Origin of the sequence: Stenotrophomonas maltophilia group sp. RNC7 (genome assembly GCF_030910085.1) — a bacterium.
In the GTDB taxonomy this organism is placed as follows: Bacteria; Pseudomonadota; Gammaproteobacteria; order Xanthomonadales; family Xanthomonadaceae; genus Stenotrophomonas; species Stenotrophomonas sepilia.
The window spans coordinates 49,767-67,661 of the sequence record NZ_JAVFVN010000740.1; the positions used below are offsets into that span (position 1 = coordinate 49,767).

Consider the following 17,895-nt stretch of genomic DNA (forward strand, 5'->3'; position numbering starts at 1 on the left):
CCATGCTCGGCTCACACCAGCGTTCGGCGGCAGGAATCAATACACGTCGCGGCGGTAGCGCCCGCTTTCCAGCAGCGTTTCCACCGCTTCATCTCCCAGCGCGGTTCGCAGCACCTGGTCCACGCCTTCGGCCATGCCCTGCAACGACCCGCAGACATGGATCACCGCACCGCGCTGCATCCAGTCGCGCAGCGTTCCGGTGGCCGCCTGCAGGCGATCCTGCACATAACCGCCGTCGCCATCGCGCGAGAACGCCAGGTCCAACCGGGCGAGATGGCCATCGGCCTGCCACGCTTCGATCTCGTCGGCGAACAGGAAATCGTGCGCACGCTGGCGTTCGCCGAACAACAGCCAGTGCCCGTGTTCGCCTGCACGGGCGGCTTCGCGCAACAGGCTGCGCAGCCCGGCGATGCCGGTGCCGTTGCCGATCAGCACCATCGGCGCGCCAATGACGCGATGGAAACCGGGATTGCGATGCACGCGGGCGACGATGCCGGCATCGATCGGCGCATGCAACGACAGCCAGCCCGAGCCCAACCCGGCTCGACCGGAGGCGTCATGCACCAGCCGCACCACCAGCTCCACCACGCCATCATCCGTGCAGGAGGCGATCGAATACTCGCGACTGGGCAGCAGCGGCAGCCCGGCCAGCCACAGGCAGGCATCCTGCACCGCCAGCGCAGCATCGGCCTCGGGCAGCTCGCGTTCACTGGCCAGCGCCAGCAGCGTGCGCGGATGGCCATCGACCAGCAGTGGCTGCAGCGGATCCAGCCCATGCGCCTTCAGCACGGCACCGGCGTGCTGGGCATTGTGGCGGGGCGCGATGTGCAGGATGTCACCCGCCTGCCACTGCACGTCGGCCGGTGCGGCAAGACGGATACGCCAGATGGCTCCGCCGACGCTGCCAGGGTTGAGGCGGTCGCGGCCGAGCAGGCGCCACTCATGCATCTGCGTAGCCGCAGGCAGCACGCTGTCATCGGTGACGATGCCGGTGAGCGCACCCAGCTCCTGCTGCCACCGGCGCAGCGCCGGGACCGAGGCGGCATCGACGTCGACGCGCTCGAACAGTGCACGCGCGCCGTTTCCGATCAACCAGCCATCGACCCGGCGGCCGAAGCCGCAGTAGTGCGGGTACTGGCGGTCACCCAGCGCGAGCAGGCCGAACTGCAGGCCCGAAAGGTCCAGCGCTTGTGCCAGCAACTGCCGCGCTGCGCGCCGGGCGGCATCGGGCGGCTCGCCGTCGCCGAAGGTGCTCAGCACGAACAGCGCGCTCGATGCATGCAGCAGGAGCGCGGCATCGATGCGCGCCAGCGGCAGCACCCGCACCGCATGGCCGGCCGCCTGCAGCTGTGCCGCCGCGCGCCACGCCAGCTGTTCGCCCAGTCCGCTCTGGCTGGCATGCACCACCAGCCACGCTGCGTTGCCGGCATCGCTGGCCGGCATCGGTAGCGCCTGGCGCAGCCCGCGCGCGGCACGCTGGCTGCGGCGGCGGTCCAGGTACAGCATCCAGCCGGTGATGAAGAACAGGCTCATGCCCAGGCTGCTGAGCATCACCACCACGCGGCCGGGCACACCGAAGTAGCTGCCCGAATGCAACGCGAACACACTGGTGGCCAACTGTCCGCCCGCGCCCTGGCGTGCGTACGGACGGGCATCGAGAACGGCACCGCTGGCCGGATCGAGCTGCAGCAGGTCATGCGCACGATCGTGGTGGCCGCCGCGCTGCGACGGATCACCGGCCATCACCCGAACATTCAGTGCCTGTCCGGGCTTCTCCGGCAGGCGCAGGTCAATGAAGCCGGCGCGCACGCCCGGCAGCGCGTACAGCGTGGCTTCAATGCGGTGCAGGTCCAGCGACGCATCGGTGGCAACCTGGTGCTTGGCCGCCGGTGGGACGCCCAGCAGCGTGCTGGCCGCGCTGCGATACCCGTCGAACGACCACCACAGGCCGGTCAGCGCACTCATCAGGTAGATCAGCAGCACCCAGGTGCCGACTACCGAGTGCAGGCTCCACAGGAAGCCGCGCCCGCTGCGTTTCCACTCCACTGCCAGCCAGCTGCGCCAGTGCCACCAGCGTCGTGGCCAGCGCAGGTAGAGGCCGGACAGGGTGAAGAACAGCAGGGCGATGGCACAGCTGCCGGTGATCCACTTGCCGCGTTCGCCCGCGGCAAGGTGGCGATGCAGGTCCTCGACGAAGTCGAAGAACGCCTGGCCGCGCAGGGCGCTGAAGCGCTCACCGCTGTACGGGTCGAAGTACACCCAGTGTTCCCTGCCACCGGCAAAGCGCGCCACCGACGGCCGCTGTCCGGTGGCATCGATACGCAGGCGTTGCAGGGGGCGTTCGCTGCCGGCCTGGAGCAGCGGCACCAGTTCACTGAGTGCAAGGGGAGGCTGCCCGTCGGCATGGTGCTCGGCGATCTCGGCAAAGCCGGGATTGGCGGCGCGCAGCAGTTCGTCCTCGAAGGACAGCGTGGCGCCACTGAGGCCCATCACGGCCAGGACGGCACCTGCGGTGATGCCCAGCAGCCAGTGCAGTTGGAACAGGACGTTCTTGAACATCGAAGAAGGAGGGCCCGGGAGGCTGCCGCCCGCATCCTGCGCAACAGCAAATGAGAATTAGTCGCGGAATTCTCCGTGGCGCGTTGGCTGCGGTCAAGCCGTTGGACAGAGGCCGGGCTGTGCCTGGCCTCTGCCCCCGTCGCGGTGTACTTGGACGCAGAGACGCAGCCTTCCCTGGCTGTCGTCCCGGGTCTTCACGCAGGGCTCAGAACTTCCAGCCTACCCGCGCGTAATAGAAGCCGCCGTTGAATCCATAGGGCGAGTGCACGGGGTACTGCGCGCCGGCCACCCCGCTCCAGGGGTTGTCGGCCGGCGTGCGGTCGAACAGGTTCTGCGCGCCGAGGCTGAAATACAGGCCCGAATCGAACTTCCAGCCCACCTCTGCATCCACGATCAGCGCGCTGCCGTCGTAGATCGGCAGGCCCCCGTCCTCGGCGGAGATCACGCCGCTGTCCAGATGGTCTTCGTACCAGCTGCTGTAGTAATTGAAGCGCAGGTTGGCATGGAAGATCTGCCGCTGGTGGTGGATGCTGAAGTAGCCCTTGGTCCTGGGCAGCGATTTCTCCAGCTTGTAGACGCGGGCTTCGTCGATGAAGTCGGTGTCGTAGCGATCCACCCTGGTGCGGTTCCAGTTGGCGGCAAGCGAGTAGGTGGTTACCCCGCCGAAGTGATCGCTCTTGAAGCTGGTCACCAGATCCACGCCGGTCGTGGTGGTATCGAAGGCGTTGCCGAAGTAGGTCACCTGCGAAATGGAGGCGGCCTCCGCATTGCCGCCGGCCACCAGCGCCGCGCGCTCTTCCGGGGTGACCGCAAAGCTGGTGCTCAACGCGATGCGGTCTTCCACCTTGATCTGGTAGCCGTCCAGGGTGATCAGCCAGTCGCCCGCGGTCCACACCGCTCCCAGTGACACATTCCTGGACTCTTCCGGACTGAGCGGCTGGGCGCCCTTCAGTTGCGCGATCGGGTTGGTGGGCGGAAGCGTGGCAATGTCCTCCAGCGCGGTGCCGCCGAACACGGTGCTGATCTGGCTGACGTTGGCTTGGCCGGGAGTCGGTGCGCGGAAGCCGGTGTTGTAGGCACCGCGCAGGGCGAAGTGCTCGTTGAAGTCGAAACGCGCGGTGAACTTGCCGGTAGTGGTGCTGCCGAACGAATCGTAGTCCTCGTAGCGCAGCGCACCGGCCAGCAGCAGCTTGTCGGTGAGCTGGGCTTCCAGGTCGGCATAGGCCGCCCAGTTGCGGCGATCAAAGGTGCCGGCGGTGCGCGTGCTGAAACCATTGAAACCGTTGGAGCCAAGCGCGAAGCCCTGTTCGGTCAGCGGGCCGATGGCGGTGGATGGGCCATCACCGGGGCTGATCCTGAAGCTCTCCTCGCGCCATTCGGCGCCCATCGCCAGGCGCAGCGGCTGGCTGCTGAAGCTGGCCGGTATGTCCCGGCTTACGTCCACGTTGAGGTTCTTTTCGGTCTGGGTGTTACCGCCGGGTCGGAACAGCAACCCGGCCGGCTGGTCAGGCCCGAGCGACGCGTTGACGGTGTTGTAGATGGTGAATTCAATATCGTTGCGGCCCCATGAGCCGCTTACGTCCCAGTACCACTGGCCCCACGTGCCCTTGGCGCCAGCGAACACCGAAGCGTCCTCCAGTTCGCCGCCGAAGCGTGGGGTGAAGCCACCGGGCAGACTGGAGAGGAAGGTGAAGCAGTTGGCCGGCAGCGCACCCACGGCGCCACTTACGGTGCTGTAGGGCAGCAGGCTGCCGGCGCCGTCGCGCAGGGCGATGGAAGGGCAGCTGCCCACGCCGGTCAGGTTGCCCACCAGCAGCGTCTCCCCCCCATCATTGGAGTACACGCCCGAACGCGCGGTGGGGTCGCGGTAGTAGAACCCGCCGTCCACCTTGCGCTTGGCATAGTTGCCGAACAGGTAGAACTCCACGTTTTCGGTGTTGTAGCCGAGGTTGGCGACCAGCTTGAGGTCGTCGTCCACCTTCGGCGATCCCCAGATCTGCGCCGGGTCGTTCACCCCGGGGTAGCCGGCCGCCGCCACCGCGGCGGCATCATCGCGCTGCACGCTGCGCGAAGTGTCGTCGGCCTTGCGCCACTCAGCCGTCAGGGTGGCGAAACCGTGCTCGGTCAGCGGAAGGCCGATCTGCGCCGAGTACTGGGTGGTAAGCCCGTCGCCCTTGTAGTACTGCCCGGCGAAGACCTCGGCAGTACCGCCTTCGCGCAGCTTCTTCAGGCCGAAGTTGAGCACGCCGGCGATGGCGTCCGATCCATACTGCGCGGCGGCACCGTCGCGCAGGACGTCGACCTGCTCCAGTGCCAGTGACGGGAACACCGAAAGGTCAGGGCCCTGCGCACCATCGGAGAGGCCATGGCCGAGGAAGGTGATCACCGCCGAGCGGTGGAAACGCTTGCCGTTGACCAGCAGCAGGGTGTTGTCCGGCGGCAGGCCACGCAGGTTGGCCGGACGCACCAGGCTGGCCGCATCGTCGATGGGGATCGTGCTGACGTTGAAGGAAGGCACCAGCACCTTGAGCTGGTCGAGGGCGTCGGTCGCGCCCTGGTTGCGGAACTCTTCACCGCTGATGATGTCGATCGGCACCGCCGACGACGACACCGTGCGCGGTTTGGTGCGGCTGCCCAGCACCGAAACGGTATCCAGGGTGGTGGCCGCGTCGGGCGTCGTCGATGTGCTGCTGTCCTGCGCCCATGCAGCGGGGCTGGTGGACAGCAGCGCGGTGGCGAGGGCCACCATTACTGCGGATGCCAAGGGCGTGATTGCGTCTGGAGCCCGAACACTTCTGCGAATTCCGTGTTTCATGCATGCACCCTGCAGTCGATTTGAGTGGTTTGTCGGTCAGTGGTTCATCCTGTTGGTTCTCCTTGCAGCCAGGGCCCTGGTCGCTAAACGTAGAATTAACAGAACGTAAACCGTACCGCAACGGATCTTTCGATTTAAGGTGCAAACTCGCGGAATGGATCGCAGAACAGTCTCATATGTATGCTGAAAGCACGTAGTATGTGCTTCAGGCAACCATCAGGAATGTCCCGTGTCTACGCTCATTGCCGATCCCGTTGCACAGGTCCGAGCCTTCAACCGCTTCTACACCCGCAGGATCGCCGTGCTCGAGGAGCGGTTGCTGCACAGCGACTTCACCCTCACCGAAGCGCGGGTGCTGTTCGAACTGGCGACGGGCCAGGGCATCACAGCTGCGCAGCTGGGCCATCAGCTGGACCTCAACGCGGGCTACCTCAGCCGGCTGTTGAGCGGGCTGCAGGCGCGCGGTCTGGTTCAACGCGAGCCATCGGTGATGGACGCGCGCGCGAACCGGCTGGTGTTGACCGAGGCGGGCCGGGCCGCCTTCGCACAGCTGGATGCAGCGTCCAGCGAAAGCATCGGTGCCATGCTGGGAGATATCAGTGAAGCGGGATGCCAGCGCCTTCTGGAGGCGATGGGACACATCCAGGCGCTGCTGGGAGGTGCATCGTCGGGTTGCGTGCTGCGCGATCCCCGCCCCGGCGACATGGGCTGGGTGATCCAGAAGCACGGCGCGCTGTATGCACGCGAATTCGGGTGGAACGCGGAGTTTGAAGCGCTGGTGGCCGACATCGTCACCCGCTACCTGCGCGAGCATGACCCGCAGACCGAGCGCTGCTGGATCGCCGAACTGGATGGCACCGCGGTGGGCTCGGTGTTCGTGGTCCGGCACGACGCGCACAATGCCAAGCTGCGGCTGCTGCACGTCGATGCCAGTGCGCGCAGGCGGGGCATCGGGCAGCGGCTGGTGGAGGAGGCGATGAGTTTCGCGCGCGCGGTGGGCTACAAGCGCATGGTGCTGTGGACCAATGCCGCGCTCACCGAAGCGCGCGGCCTGTACGAACGGGCCGGTTTCGAGTTGATAGCAGAGCAGAACGAACAGCTGTTCGGCCAGCCGCAGGTGTCCCAGCTGTGGGCGCGCCCGCTGGTCTGATGCGATCGGCCGCAGCGCATGCTGCCTGGACCCGCATGCTGCCGGCGCAGGACGTTCTCCAGCAGGTCGTTGAGTGGCACCTGCACCGCCGACGCAGGCCTATGGGGCGGCCCATGCCTCGATCTCGCCGTGGGCGAACGGTCCCAGCTTCGCTTTTACCATTCGCCCCTGCGCATCGAACAACACGCTGTAGGGCAGCAGGCCTTGCGCGTTACCGAGCTGCACGCTGGCATCGCGCGGGCCCGGTGTCTCGATCACGATCGGGTAGTCCACCGGCACCTGCTGCAGGAAACCGCGCACGTCGTCCGTGGTGTCCAGCGCCAGACCCAGCACCTGCACACCGTTGTCGCCCTGGGCACCGGCGAAGCGCGCCAGTTCGGGCATCTCTTCCACGCAGGGCGCACACCAGCTGGCCCAGACGTTGATCAGCAGCGGCCGGCCGGCGAAGCGATCGCGCAGGACCAATGGCTGACCCGCCAGGTCAGGCAGTGTCAGCGCGGGCAACTGATCGCCCACCTGCAGCGTGGGCTTCATGGCCGTCGCCCTGGAAGCCGTCGCTGGCGCGGCAGGTGATGATGGGCCGGGTGCCAATCGATGCCCGGCCCACAGGCCGAGGCCGGCGGCCAGCACCGCTGTCCACAGCAGCGCTGGCCGTTGCCACTTCATCGTGCGGTGCGCAGCAGCGCTTCCTCGACCACCGCCTGGGTCAGCAGGGTCGGCAGCACGGTCGGCGGCGCGCCGGGGCCGTACACCACGTACAGCGGTACGCCCACCGCCTTGTGCTCTTCCAGGAACGTGGTGATCTGCGGGTCGACGTTGGTGTAGTCACCGCGCATGTACACCGCATTGGTGCGCTTGAGCAGTTCCTTGAACTCCGGCCGTGACAGCACCGCACGTTCGTTGGCCTTGCAGCTCACGCACCAGTCGGCGGTCATGTTGACGAACACCACGCGGTTGTCGGCGCGCAGGCGGTCCAGCAGCTGCGGCGAATACTCGACCACGTTGTCGCTGGCGGCCTGTGCGGCCCTCGCCGGCGGTGCCAGCTGGGTCACGCCCCAGGCCGGAACCAGCGCACCGATCGCCAGCAGCACGCCGAGCAGGGTCCCCGCACGCGAGCCGGTCCAGCGGTTGCGTTCAAACAGCCACAGGCCGAACGCGAACAGCAGCAGGCCGCCCAGCACCAGCGCCATGCCGTCCACGCCGCGCTGCTTGCCCAGCACCCACAGCAGCCACAGCGCAGTGGCGTACATCGGGAAGGCCAGCACGTGCTTGAGCGTTTCCATCCACGGGCCGGGCTTGGGCAGGCGGCGTGCCAGCGCTGGCACGAAGCCGATCAGCAGGAACGGCAGCGCCAGGCCCAGGCCGAGGAACAGGAACACGGTCATCGCCTTCAGCGGCGGGGCAATGAAGGCGTAGGCGATCGCACCGCCCATGAACGGGCCGACGCAGGCACTGCCGACCACGCAGGCCAGCGCACCGGTGAAGAAGTCACCGGCCGGTCCGCTGCGGCTGGCCAGCGACTGGCCAAGGTTGCCGATGCCGCCGCCGAGGGTGAACACGCCGGACAGGCTCAGGCCCACCGCGAACATGATGTAGGCCAGTGCCGCCACAACGCCCGGGTGCTGCAACTGGAAGCCGATGCCGACGGCGTTGCCGATCGCGCGCAGGCTGACCATCAATGCGCCGATCACGGCGAACGCGACCAGCACGCCCAACGTGTACCAGAGCGCGTGGCTGCGGGCGCGCTGCGGGCTTTCGCCGCTCTGCGCCAGGCTCAGCACCTTCAGCGACAGGATCGGCAGCACGCAGGGCATCAGGTTCAGCACCAGTCCACCGGCCAGCGCCAGCAGCAGCACCCAGACGAACGAACGGTCCGGGTTCGGGGTGGTCGCCGGCGGACGCGTGCGCAGCGAATTGTCACCACGCGCGTCGGTGGCGAACGCGTTGCCTGCGCCCTGGCCGCCCGTGGCGGCGGGAGTGGCGTTGCCGTCGTTGGGTACGGTCGGCAGCAGGCGCAGCGGTACGCCATTGGCGGATTCACGCGGCGTACCGGCAGCGCGCAGCGCATTGACGGCTTCCTCGCGCACTGGCGCCTGGCCGGTGCCGGCGTTGAGCTTGCCGGCCGGAATCGACAGCTTCACCCGACGGGTCATCGGCGGGTAGCAGATACCATCGGTCTGGCAGCCCTGGAAGGTCACCACCAGGGTGCTGTCGACCGCATCAGTGACGGTGCGGCGCAGCGGCAGCGGCACTTCCACCTGGTTGAAGTACACCGAGACATCGCCGAAGTGCTCGTCGCGATGCGACTGCGCGGCCGGCCAGCGCGGCTTGTCGGCGAGCACGCCGGCGCTGCCTTCCAGCTTCAGCGAAGTGCGGTCGCGGTACAGGTAGTAGCCGGGTGCCGGGCTGAAGCGCAGCAGCAGGGTGTTGCCGTCGCTGGCGATGGCATCGAAGCCGAACGCCTGTTCCGACGGCAGCGGCAGCGCCTGGCTGTTGTTGGCCGCGCCCGGCAGGCGCAGGCCACCGCTGTTGCCGGCACCGGCCAGCGGGTTGTTGAACGGACTGGCGGCACCGGTACGCGCGGCAGGCACCGCCGCCGCCGCGCCGGCACCCGGGAGGGTGACCTGCACCACGCGCTTCTGCGGCGGGTAGCAGACGCCGGCATCGGCGCAGCCCTGGTAGCGTACTTCCAGGCTGATGGTGCCGGCGGCGCCCGTCGGCGTGCCGGGCAGGGTGGCCTGCAGGCGCTCCCGATAGGTTTCGACCTCGCCGAAGAAGTCATCGTGGTGCCTGTCACCCTTGGGCATCTGCAGCGTGCCGGCATTGAATGCCGGATCCGCCTTGACGCTGGTGCGGTGGCGATACAGGTAGTAGCCCGGTGCGATCTTGAACTGCAGTTGCACCTGGCCCCGTTCGGGGGCCGTGGCGGTCAGCGCGAACGCCTGGTCCACCGGCAGCAGGTCCTTCTCATCCAGGGCCAAGGCCGGCAGCGAGAGCCACAACAGGGCGCACAAGGCAGCGCCACGCGCAAACAGAGTCTTCAATCAGTGTCCTCCCGGGTCTGTGCCCGGATCCAGTCCAGATACGCCGGCAGGCCGGCCCGGGTTTCGACCGCGATGCATTCCGGGAGTTCATACGGATGCAGTTCGACGATCCGCGCGATTGCGTCATCGACGCGGCTCGCGGTGGTCTTTACCAGCAGCTGCAGCTCGGCATCTGTGGTCACCTCGCCCTGCCAGCGGTAGGTGGACTGCGCGCCATCAAGGCGGGTCACGCACGCGGCCAGGCGCTCGCCGACCAGCGCGTGCGCAATGCGCTCGGCACTGGCCCGGTCCGGGCAGGTGGTCAACAGCAGCAGGACGGGATCGACGGTCGGCATGACCGCCGAGTATAGGGCCGCCGCCGGGTCAGGGCCCGGCGGCGGCAGTGGACCGCTGCGTTGCGCGGTCAGTTGGCCAGCTGGCAGGTGGCTGGCTTGGCCGAGGTGAACAGGGCCGGGGTCGCCCACTCGGGGTGGTCGATGAACGGGTTGCGATTGCCCTGGAAGCTGTAGACCACGTCATTGCGGGCCCGCTCGGCATCATCCGGCGGATCGGACAGGTGCCAGTCGATCAGCGTCGACAGCAGGCCCATGTAGGCCGGCGAACTGCTGGTCTTGACGATCTTGCTGCGGTCGTCGGTCAGCTCCAGGTCCGGCTCGGACTGACCGGTGGCCGCATCCTTGCCACCCTCATAGCGGATCGCCATGTACATCACCGCACGCGCCATGTCGCCCTTGCGCTTGCCCCACACCTCGAAGGTGCCGGTGTTGCCGTCCGGCGTGCGCACCCAGTTGGAATTGCCCGGGTAGCCGCCGCTGCCGCCGCCCTGCCCATTGTTGGCTTCGGTGGCACGCTCGCCGCAGCTGGCATCGCACTTGGCGAACGGCTTGTTGCCACGGTCGGCGTTCCACTGCGCGTCGGTCAGGTACAGCATGTGCGTGTCGGTGTACGGCGCGTAGGGCAGGCCCTTGTCACCGGTGGTGGTGGCAAAGCCCAGCGAGTTCGGCCAGGTGTGCTCGCGGTTGTAGGTCAGGCCGCTGCCGGTGCCCGCACGATCACTGACCTTGGCGTAGCTGCGGTTGCGGTAGGCATCGAGGATGCGGTTCGGGTTGTTCGGATCCTCGTCGGCAATTTCCAGGATGGTCCAGGTGCTGGTGCCCGAGCCGCTGTACGGGTAGGCGGTATGGCCCTTGATGGTGGCGTGCAGCGAGCAGCGCAGCTGGCTGGGGCTGCTGGTGTTGACCCTGGAGTAGTAGCCGGCCGGCACGCCCGGGTTGCCTGGGTCCGGATTGCCGCCGGTGCTGGCCACGGTGAAGGCGATGCGGCTGTCGGCGGCCGGATGCGCGCCCTGCAGGTCGGTGATGCGCGCGGCGCGGATGTCGAAGCGGCAGGCTTCACCGGCCACCAGCGCGGTATTGGTGGACAGCTTCACGCTGCGGCCGCTGGCCGGGAAGGTCAGCGGCACGCTGCCGGAGGTGCCGCAGCTCAGGGCGAAGGCGCCACTGGCCAGGTTCACCGTCTCGCTGAACACCACTTCCAGGTCGGCGGCAGCGGGGAAGGTGCTGCTGCCCTGCGCCGGGGTGGTGGTGGACACTGACGGCGGCGTGTTGGGGCCTGGCGTGCCACCGCCGCTGAAGGTCTGGCCGTTGTTGCAGCTGCCGAACGTCTGCCCGGCCGATTCGGCCCAGGTGAAGTGGGCGTACTGGCTGCCGCTGCCGGTCAGCTGCAGCGAGGTGCCCGGCGCGGTGCTGTTGCTTTCGGCCACCGGGATGTTCTGGCTGGTCATGCCGGCGGCAGGGCCACCGGAGGCGGTGATGGCGCCCTCGTAGCTGAGGAACTGGACCACCTTGCCGCTGGCATCGACCAGGGCGATGCCGTCGTTCGGACCATTCTGGAGGCCGTTGGTCGGGTAGTTGACCACGGCGATGGTGGCGCTGCCGCAGCCGGCGGCGGTGCCGGCCGGGACCGGATTGTTGGCGTAGACGGTGGCGGCCGACGGGTTGCTGCCGTTGTAGAGGTACAGGCGGTAACCGGACAGGTCCTCACCGGCAGTGGCTACGACCTCGATCGCTTCGCCGACGTCACCGGCGGCGGTGCTGTCGTCGTAGTGCAGTTCATTGATGAAGACCTCGGCCTGGACCGGCGCGGCGGCCAGCGCCAGCAGGCAGGCGGCGGCAAGCGGGGACAGCAATCGCATCGACTACTCCTTGTGATTGGGAATGCCTGACCGAGCCTAAGGCCGATCCAGTGACACTTTGTCGTAAATGAACGTCAGATATCTGACAGTGCGACGCTTGTCACCGAAATTGATCTGGACCGACGCCCTGGCCGAGGCGCGCGGGCGAAAAAATTTTTTCATTCCGCCCTTGAAAGGGGGCGGCAGGGCTCCATCTCTGCCCTGCTCCCGACGTTGTCGGGTTTCTTCACGTGCGGTTCTGGCACTCGCCTGGGGTGAGTGCTAACATCGCCGGACTTTTTTAGACCAATCAATCACTTAAGAGGTCTCCTATGAGCATCAAGCCGCTGCACGACCGCGTTGTGGTCAAGCCGATCGAAGCCGACGAAATCTCCGCCGGTGGCATCGTCATCCCCGACTCGGCCAAGGAAAAGTCCACCAAGGGTGAGGTCGTGGCCGTCGGCCCGGGCAAGCCGCTGGACAACGGCAACGTGCGCGCGCCGTCGCTGAAGGTCGGCGACAAGGTCATCTACGGCCAGTACGCCGGCAGCTCGTACAAGAGCGAAGGCGTCGAATACAAGGTCCTGCGCGAAGACGACGTGCTCGCCGTCATCGGCTGAGCCCCGGCGCGACCTGTTTCAACCTGATCCCAAACTCCCAGCCGCCGGGCATCGTCCGGCGCTACCAATGAGGTAAATGCAATGGCTGCCAAGGATATTCGTTTCGGTGAAGACGCCCGTTCGCGCATGGTGCGCGGCGTCAATGTTCTCGCCAATGCCGTCAAGGCCACCCTGGGCCCGAAGGGCCGCAACGTCGTGCTGGAAAAGAGCTTCGGCGCCCCGACCATCACCAAGGACGGCGTCTCCGTCGCCAAGGAAATCGAACTGGCTGACAAGTTCGAGAACATGGGTGCGCAGATGGTGAAGGAAGTTGCTTCGCGCACCAACGACGATGCCGGCGACGGCACCACCACCGCCACCGTGCTGGCCCAGGCCCTGATCCGCGAAGGCGCCAAGGCCGTTGCCGCCGGCATGAATCCGATGGACCTCAAGCGCGGTATCGACAAGGCCGTTTCGGCTGCCGTCGCCGAGCTGAAGAACATCTCCAAGCCGACCGCCGACGACAAGGCGATCGCCCAGGTCGGTACCATCTCGGCCAACTCGGATGAGTCGATCGGCCAGATCATCGCTGACGCGATGAAGGAAGTCGGCAAGGAAGGCGTCATCACCGTTGAAGAAGGCTCGGGCCTGGACAACGAGCTGGACGTGGTCAAGGGCATGCAGTTCGACCGCGGCTACCTGTCGCCGTACTTCATCAACAACCAGCAGTCGCAGACCGCTGACCTGGATGATCCGTTCATCCTGCTGCACGACAAGAAGATCTCCAACGTCCGTGACCTGCTGCCGGTGCTGGAAGGCGTCGCCAAGGCCGGCAAGCCGCTGCTGATCGTCGCTGAAGAAGTCGAAGGCGAAGCGCTGGCGACCCTGGTGGTCAACACCATCCGTGGCATCGTCAAGGTCGTGGCCGTCAAGGCCCCGGGCTTCGGTGACCGTCGCAAGGCGATGCTGGAAGACATGGCCGTGCTGACCGGCGGCACCGTGATCTCCGAAGAAGTCGGCCTGTCGCTGGAAAAGGCCACCATCAAGGACCTGGGCCGCGCCAAGAAGGTGCAGGTCTCCAAGGAGAACACCACCATCATCGACGGCGTCGGCGACAAGGCCAACGTTGATGCACGCGTGGCGCAGATCAAGACCCAGATCCAGGACACCTCCTCGGATTACGATCGCGAGAAGTTGCAGGAACGCGTGGCCAAGCTGGCCGGCGGCGTTGCCGTGATCAAGGTCGGCGCCTCGACCGAAATCGAAATGAAGGAAAAGAAGGATCGCGTCGACGACGCCCTGCACGCCACCCGTGCAGCCGTTGAAGAAGGCGTGGTCCCGGGCGGCGGCGTTGCCCTGGTCCGCGCGATCACCGCGCTGGCCGGCCTGAAGGGTGCCAACGAAGACCAGAACCACGGCATCCAGATCGCCCTGCGTGCGATGGAAGCCCCGCTGCGCGAGATCGTGGCCAACGCTGGCGACGAGCCGTCGGTCATCATCAACAAGGTCAAGGAAGGCACCGGCAGCTTCGGCTACAACGCGGCCACCGGCGAGTTCGGCGACATGCTGCAGTTCGGCATCCTGGACCCGACCAAGGTGACCCGTTCGGCCCTGCAGAACGCGGCCTCGATCGCCGGCCTGATGATCACCACCGAAGCCATGGTTGCCGAAGCTCCGAAGAAGGACGAGCCGGCCATGGGCGGCGCTGGTGGCATGGGTGGCATGGGCGGCATGGGCGGCATGGACTTCTAAGTCCACGCCTCCGGCGGTCGTTGCCGGCCTCGGTCGGCACGCCTTCCCGATGTGATGTAAAGAAGAACCCCGCCGCAAGGCGGGGTTTTTCGTTGCCCGGTTGCCGTCGCCGCAGTGCATCGCTACGCTCGGTAACCATGCCTACTTCGTTCATCGTCGTTGACGACTTCCTTTCTCCCGCCGATGCGCAGGGGTTGCGCCAGGCGGCACTGGGCCTGGACTATCCCGTCCAGGAGGGCGCATTCCCCGGCCGCAATTCACAGCAGCGGCTGGAGTTGGAGGGACTGTCCGGTGCGGTCTCGCGACTGGTCAACGAACCGCTGCGGCCGGTCAACCCGCTGCAGTCGCACGGCAAGTTCCGCCTTACCCTCGCCGGCGACACCGGCCGCGCCAAGGTGCACGCCGACCACTCGCACTGGTCGGGCATTCTCTACCTGAGTGCACCGGAGCACTGCGAGGGCGGCACCGAGTTCTTCCGCCATCGCCGTACCGGCACCGAGCGCATGGCCCTGGACGCGGCGGAGCTGGCCGCATTGGGCTACGCCAACGGCGGCGACATGCATCGCGACATCATCGAGCGCGACAGCAATGACGACAGCCAGTGGGAAATGACCATGCGCATTCCGATGCGCTTCAACCGGCTGGTGCTGCTGCGGCCCTGGTTCTGGCACACCGCCGGGCCAGCGTTCGGTGATCGACCGGAGAATGGCCGGCTGGTATACCTGATGTTCTTCGAGCAGGCGCGCTGAGGAGTGCCATCCACGCATGGCGTGGATGCTCCTCTCCCAGCCGCGTTCGCCATGCAGGCGTCATCGCACCCTCATTCGACGAATGCCTTCGCCGCGCCATACTCCCACTGCCACGGCACGCCGGTATCGCCCAGTACGAATGCCACCAGTGCCGGGAACGCAGCTTCCGCCCGTACATCGTTGCCCAGAATCACCACGCAGCGTTTGTGCCGTTCGATGCACACCAGCGTGTTGCCGACCGCATCGTCGTGGCCGCCCTTGTAGAAGCCTGCGCCCTGCGGGCCGCGGAACGTCACCACGCCCAGGCCCGCGGCCAGATCCTTGCGTTGCTGCGCCACGGGCAGCTCCGGCTGCAGCGTGGGGAACTGGCTGGCGGTGGTGATCGGCAGCTGCGGCCGCACCAGTTCCCTGCGCATTGCAGGCGACAGCCCATCGCCGCGGACATAGCCGGCGGCGAAGCGCGCCATGTCGGCGATGGTGGTATCCATCGAACCGGCCGCACGCACGCGGCTGCGTTCATCGTGCGGCTCGGCCGTGCCTTCCGCTGTCCAGCCATCGGCCAGGTTGGCGGCGAAATCCTCACGCCACATCATGCTGGTGCGGACCATGCCGAAGCGGTCGAATACCTGCCGCTGCATCAATGCACCCACGTCCTGGCCCAGCCGTCCACGCTCGATCACGAACTGCAACAGGATCAGCCCTTCGCCGGAATACCCATAACGACTGCCCGGATCGAAGTGGAACTTCAGGCGGCCATCGGGTTCGAGAAAGCCGAAGTTGGCGAAGCCACTGGAATGGTTGAGCAGCAGGCGCGGGGTGAGCTGGCGCCAGCGCGCATCATCGGCCAGTACGCTGTAGTCGGCGTACTTCTTCGGCTCCGGCGGGTAGTCCGGCAGCGGCTTGTCCAGCGCCGTGGCGATGCTGGCGTCCAGCTCGATCCGTGCGTCCTGGGCAAGCTGTGCGACCAGGTGGCCGAACGCCATCTTGGTCAGCGAGGCGGCGTACATCACGGTATCGGTGCGCAGTGGCTCGCCTGCGGCGTTGCGTTCGCCGTAGGCGGCCACGTGTACCACCTTGCCGCCATCGATCACCGCCAGCGCCATCCCGCGCGCATGCGCCGCCTGCATCAGCCGCTGTGCTTCGGCATCGATGCGCGCGGGCGAGGGTAGCGGCGGCGCGGCCAGCACGGCCGGCGGGAGCAGCGTCAGCAACAGCAGGACAGCACGGCGCATGCGTGGAACTCCTGGCGGGACGTGGCGCGATGCTACGCCTGCCAGCTCCCGCCGTCATGCGCCGGACGTCAGCCGGGTCGGCGCAGGCAGATCCGCGCGGCACCCGCACCGATGTCCACCTGGCCACCGCGCATCGCGTCGGCACCGAGGATCAAGGCCGGTCGCGCCTCCAGGCCGATCACCCTGAACACCGGCAGTTCGCTGATCCGGACCTCCATCGGCGGGTGCTGCCAGATGCCGCCGGTCATGCCGGGCAGGGTGTACAGCCAGGTTGCCTGTGCACCGCCACCCAGCCCCTCGGTGCCCTCTTCACGTGCACGCACCCGAGCATCGCTGCCGTCGGTGCGCAGGCCCAGTGCGCGGGCTGCTTCGGCGTTGAGGACGGTCTGCGCGGCACCGGTGTCGACCACGGCGATGGCGTCCACGCCGGGCGTACCCAAGGCAAGCGTGATGAAGCCGAACTGGCGCAGGCCGTCATCGCGGCCGGGCAGCGCATTGGGTTGGCAACCCGGTCCTTCCAGGTCCAAGCCGCCGGGTGTCCACAGCGCCAGTTGATTGCGGCCGAAGTCCCAACGGGTGTCCCAGCGCCCGGTCAGGTCGTTGCCGATCAAGCCGTCAATGGCCGGATCATCGCCCTTCGCCAGCGATGACAGGTCGACCTGCATGCCGCTGGCCTTCAATTGCCAACTGCCCAGCTGCCACGCTGTGCTGCGCATGCGCTGCAACCGCGCCGCCTTCGCGCTCGCGCCCTGGGCCTGCGACATTGCCGCTTCCGCATCCTGCAAACCATAGCGCCGCACTACGCGTGCATCGACCAGGGTTGCCCCGGCGGCACTGTCGACCACGAAGCGCAGCGGCTCTGAACGCCCGTCCAGCGAGACGGCCACTGCCGGATGACCGCCCTGCATCCACATCGGCAGGACGTGCTCGGCGGCATCGGAGGCGAGCGTCGGCAAGGGGATGGCGAACAGGGGCAGCAGGAACAGGCGCAAGGGGAGACTCCGCAGTGATCGTGGGCGACCATTGGCGCGCAGCGGCGTATCACCGCGATATCGGCGTTGATACCGTCCTGATACACAGGTGCGGGATACTGGGCGAATGAACACTCCCATCCGCGTCATCGTCGTCGATGACGATGCCAGCATTCGCGACGCCATCGCCGACCACCTGCTGCTGCACGGCTACCAGGTGCGTGTGGCGGCGGATGCAACAGCGCTGGACGTGTTGCTGCAGGTTGAACGTCCTGACCTGATCATCCTCGACTGGATGATGCCCGGTGAGGATGGCCTGTCGGTTTGCCGCCGGCTGCAGGCGCGGGCGATCCCGATCCTGATGCTGTCGGCGATGGGGGCCGCGCCGGATCGCGTGATCGGCCTGGAGATGGGCGCGGACGACTACCTGGCCAAGCCGTTTGACCCGCGCGAGCTGTTGGCGCGGGTACGCGCGCTGCTGCGCAGGCAGGACAAACTGCGCGCACAGGTGGCCAGCGAGCTGCGGTTTGATGGCTGGCGATTGCTGCCTGACCAGCGTCGCCTGTTCGCGCCGGATGGCGCCGAACTGGTGCTGAGTCGCGGCGAATTCTCCCTGCTGCTGGCACTGGCTGAACGTCCCGGGCGGGTGCTGGCGCGCGAACAGCTGCTGCAGTTGAGTCGCGGAGAAGCCAGCGACAGCGTGGACCGTGCCGTCGACCTTGCGATCAGCCGCCTGCGCCGCAAGCTCGGGCAGGCCGCGTCCGGCGCTGAAGCCCTTGTGCAGACACTGCGTGGCGAAGGGTACCGCTTCAACGCGGAGGTAGGGGTGTTGTGAGCAGCCGGTGGTCAAC

At 67.1% G+C, this 17,895-nt stretch carries 13 protein-coding genes; 5 read left to right on the forward strand and 8 right to left on the reverse strand.

From position 1 onward, the window contains the following. Nucleotides 1–36 precede the first annotated feature (36 nt). Entirely contained in the window at nucleotides 37–2,559 is a 2,523-nt protein-coding gene (locus tag RCF13_RS16625; protein ID WP_231352345.1) for a sulfite reductase flavoprotein subunit alpha, read from the reverse strand. Between the two features lie 205 nt (nucleotides 2,560–2,764). Then, entirely contained in the window at nucleotides 2,765–5,323 is a 2,559-nt protein-coding gene (locus RCF13_RS16630) for a TonB-dependent receptor (protein ID WP_231352344.1), read from the reverse strand. 280 nt (nucleotides 5,324–5,603) lie between these two features. Here RCF13_RS16630 and RCF13_RS16635 point away from each other — a divergent pair, with 280 nt between their 5' ends. After that, on the forward strand, nucleotides 5,604–6,524 hold the full coding sequence (locus RCF13_RS16635) for a helix-turn-helix domain-containing GNAT family N-acetyltransferase (RefSeq protein WP_134969248.1): 921 nt from the start codon (nucleotides 5,604–5,606) through the stop codon (nucleotides 6,522–6,524). Between the two features lie 99 nt (nucleotides 6,525–6,623). Here RCF13_RS16635 and RCF13_RS16640 read toward each other — a convergent pair whose 3' ends face one another. The 4 genes from RCF13_RS16640 to RCF13_RS16655 form a co-directional block, all read right to left on the reverse strand. Continuing rightward, a complete protein-coding gene (locus RCF13_RS16640; RefSeq protein WP_134969249.1) occupies nucleotides 6,624–7,190 on the reverse strand; it encodes a TlpA disulfide reductase family protein in 567 nt (188 codons plus the stop codon). After that, a complete protein-coding gene (locus RCF13_RS16645) occupies nucleotides 7,187–9,568 on the reverse strand; it encodes a protein-disulfide reductase DsbD (RefSeq protein ID WP_231352343.1) in 2,382 nt (793 codons plus the stop codon). Before RCF13_RS16645 ends, RCF13_RS16640 begins: the two co-directional genes overlap by 4 nt. Further along, nucleotides 9,565–9,903 carry a divalent-cation tolerance protein CutA gene (gene cutA / locus RCF13_RS16650; protein ID WP_005419675.1) on the reverse strand — a complete coding sequence of 113 codons (339 nt, stop codon included), beginning with the start codon at nucleotides 9,901–9,903 and terminating at the stop codon, nucleotides 9,565–9,567. The genes RCF13_RS16645 and cutA overlap by 4 nt, the downstream gene beginning before the upstream one ends. A 68-nt stretch (nucleotides 9,904–9,971) precedes the next feature. Further along, nucleotides 9,972–11,762 carry an endonuclease gene (locus RCF13_RS16655; protein ID WP_061478149.1) on the reverse strand — a complete coding sequence of 597 codons (1,791 nt, stop codon included), beginning with the start codon at nucleotides 11,760–11,762 and terminating at the stop codon, nucleotides 9,972–9,974. A gap of 311 nt (nucleotides 11,763–12,073) precedes the next feature. On the opposite strand from RCF13_RS16655, the gene RCF13_RS16660 reads away from it, so the two are divergent. The 3 genes from RCF13_RS16660 to RCF13_RS16670 all read left to right on the forward strand — a co-directional run bounded on the left by RCF13_RS16660 (nucleotide 12,074) and on the right by RCF13_RS16670 (nucleotide 14,841). Next, a complete protein-coding gene (locus RCF13_RS16660; protein WP_005411227.1) occupies nucleotides 12,074–12,361 on the forward strand; it encodes a co-chaperone GroES in 288 nt (95 codons plus the stop codon). A gap of 81 nt (nucleotides 12,362–12,442) precedes the next feature. Next, nucleotides 12,443–14,092, forward strand: a complete 1,650-nt coding sequence (groL, locus tag RCF13_RS16665; protein WP_005411226.1) for a chaperonin GroEL — start codon at nucleotides 12,443–12,445, stop codon at nucleotides 14,090–14,092. Between the two features lie 137 nt (nucleotides 14,093–14,229). Next, entirely contained in the window at nucleotides 14,230–14,841 is a 612-nt protein-coding gene (locus tag RCF13_RS16670) for a DUF6445 family protein (RefSeq protein ID WP_134969294.1), read from the forward strand. Between the two features lie 71 nt (nucleotides 14,842–14,912). Here RCF13_RS16670 and RCF13_RS16675 read toward each other — a convergent pair whose 3' ends face one another. Both RCF13_RS16675 and RCF13_RS16680 read right to left on the reverse strand, forming a co-directional pair. Then, nucleotides 14,913–16,073, reverse strand: coding sequence for a serine hydrolase domain-containing protein (locus RCF13_RS16675; protein WP_061478147.1), 1,161 nt, complete (start codon nucleotides 16,071–16,073; stop codon nucleotides 14,913–14,915). 68 nt (nucleotides 16,074–16,141) lie between these two features. Next, a complete protein-coding gene (locus tag RCF13_RS16680) occupies nucleotides 16,142–17,065 on the reverse strand; it encodes an aspartyl protease family protein (protein WP_134968657.1) in 924 nt (307 codons plus the stop codon). A 106-nt stretch (nucleotides 17,066–17,171) separates the two neighbouring features. Between RCF13_RS16680 and RCF13_RS16685 the strand changes: the two genes are divergently transcribed. Then, nucleotides 17,172–17,879: a response regulator transcription factor gene (locus RCF13_RS16685; RefSeq protein WP_061478145.1), complete on the forward strand. Its 708-nt coding sequence runs from the start codon at nucleotides 17,172–17,174 to the stop codon at nucleotides 17,877–17,879. The last annotated feature ends 16 nt before the right edge of the window (nucleotides 17,880–17,895 follow it).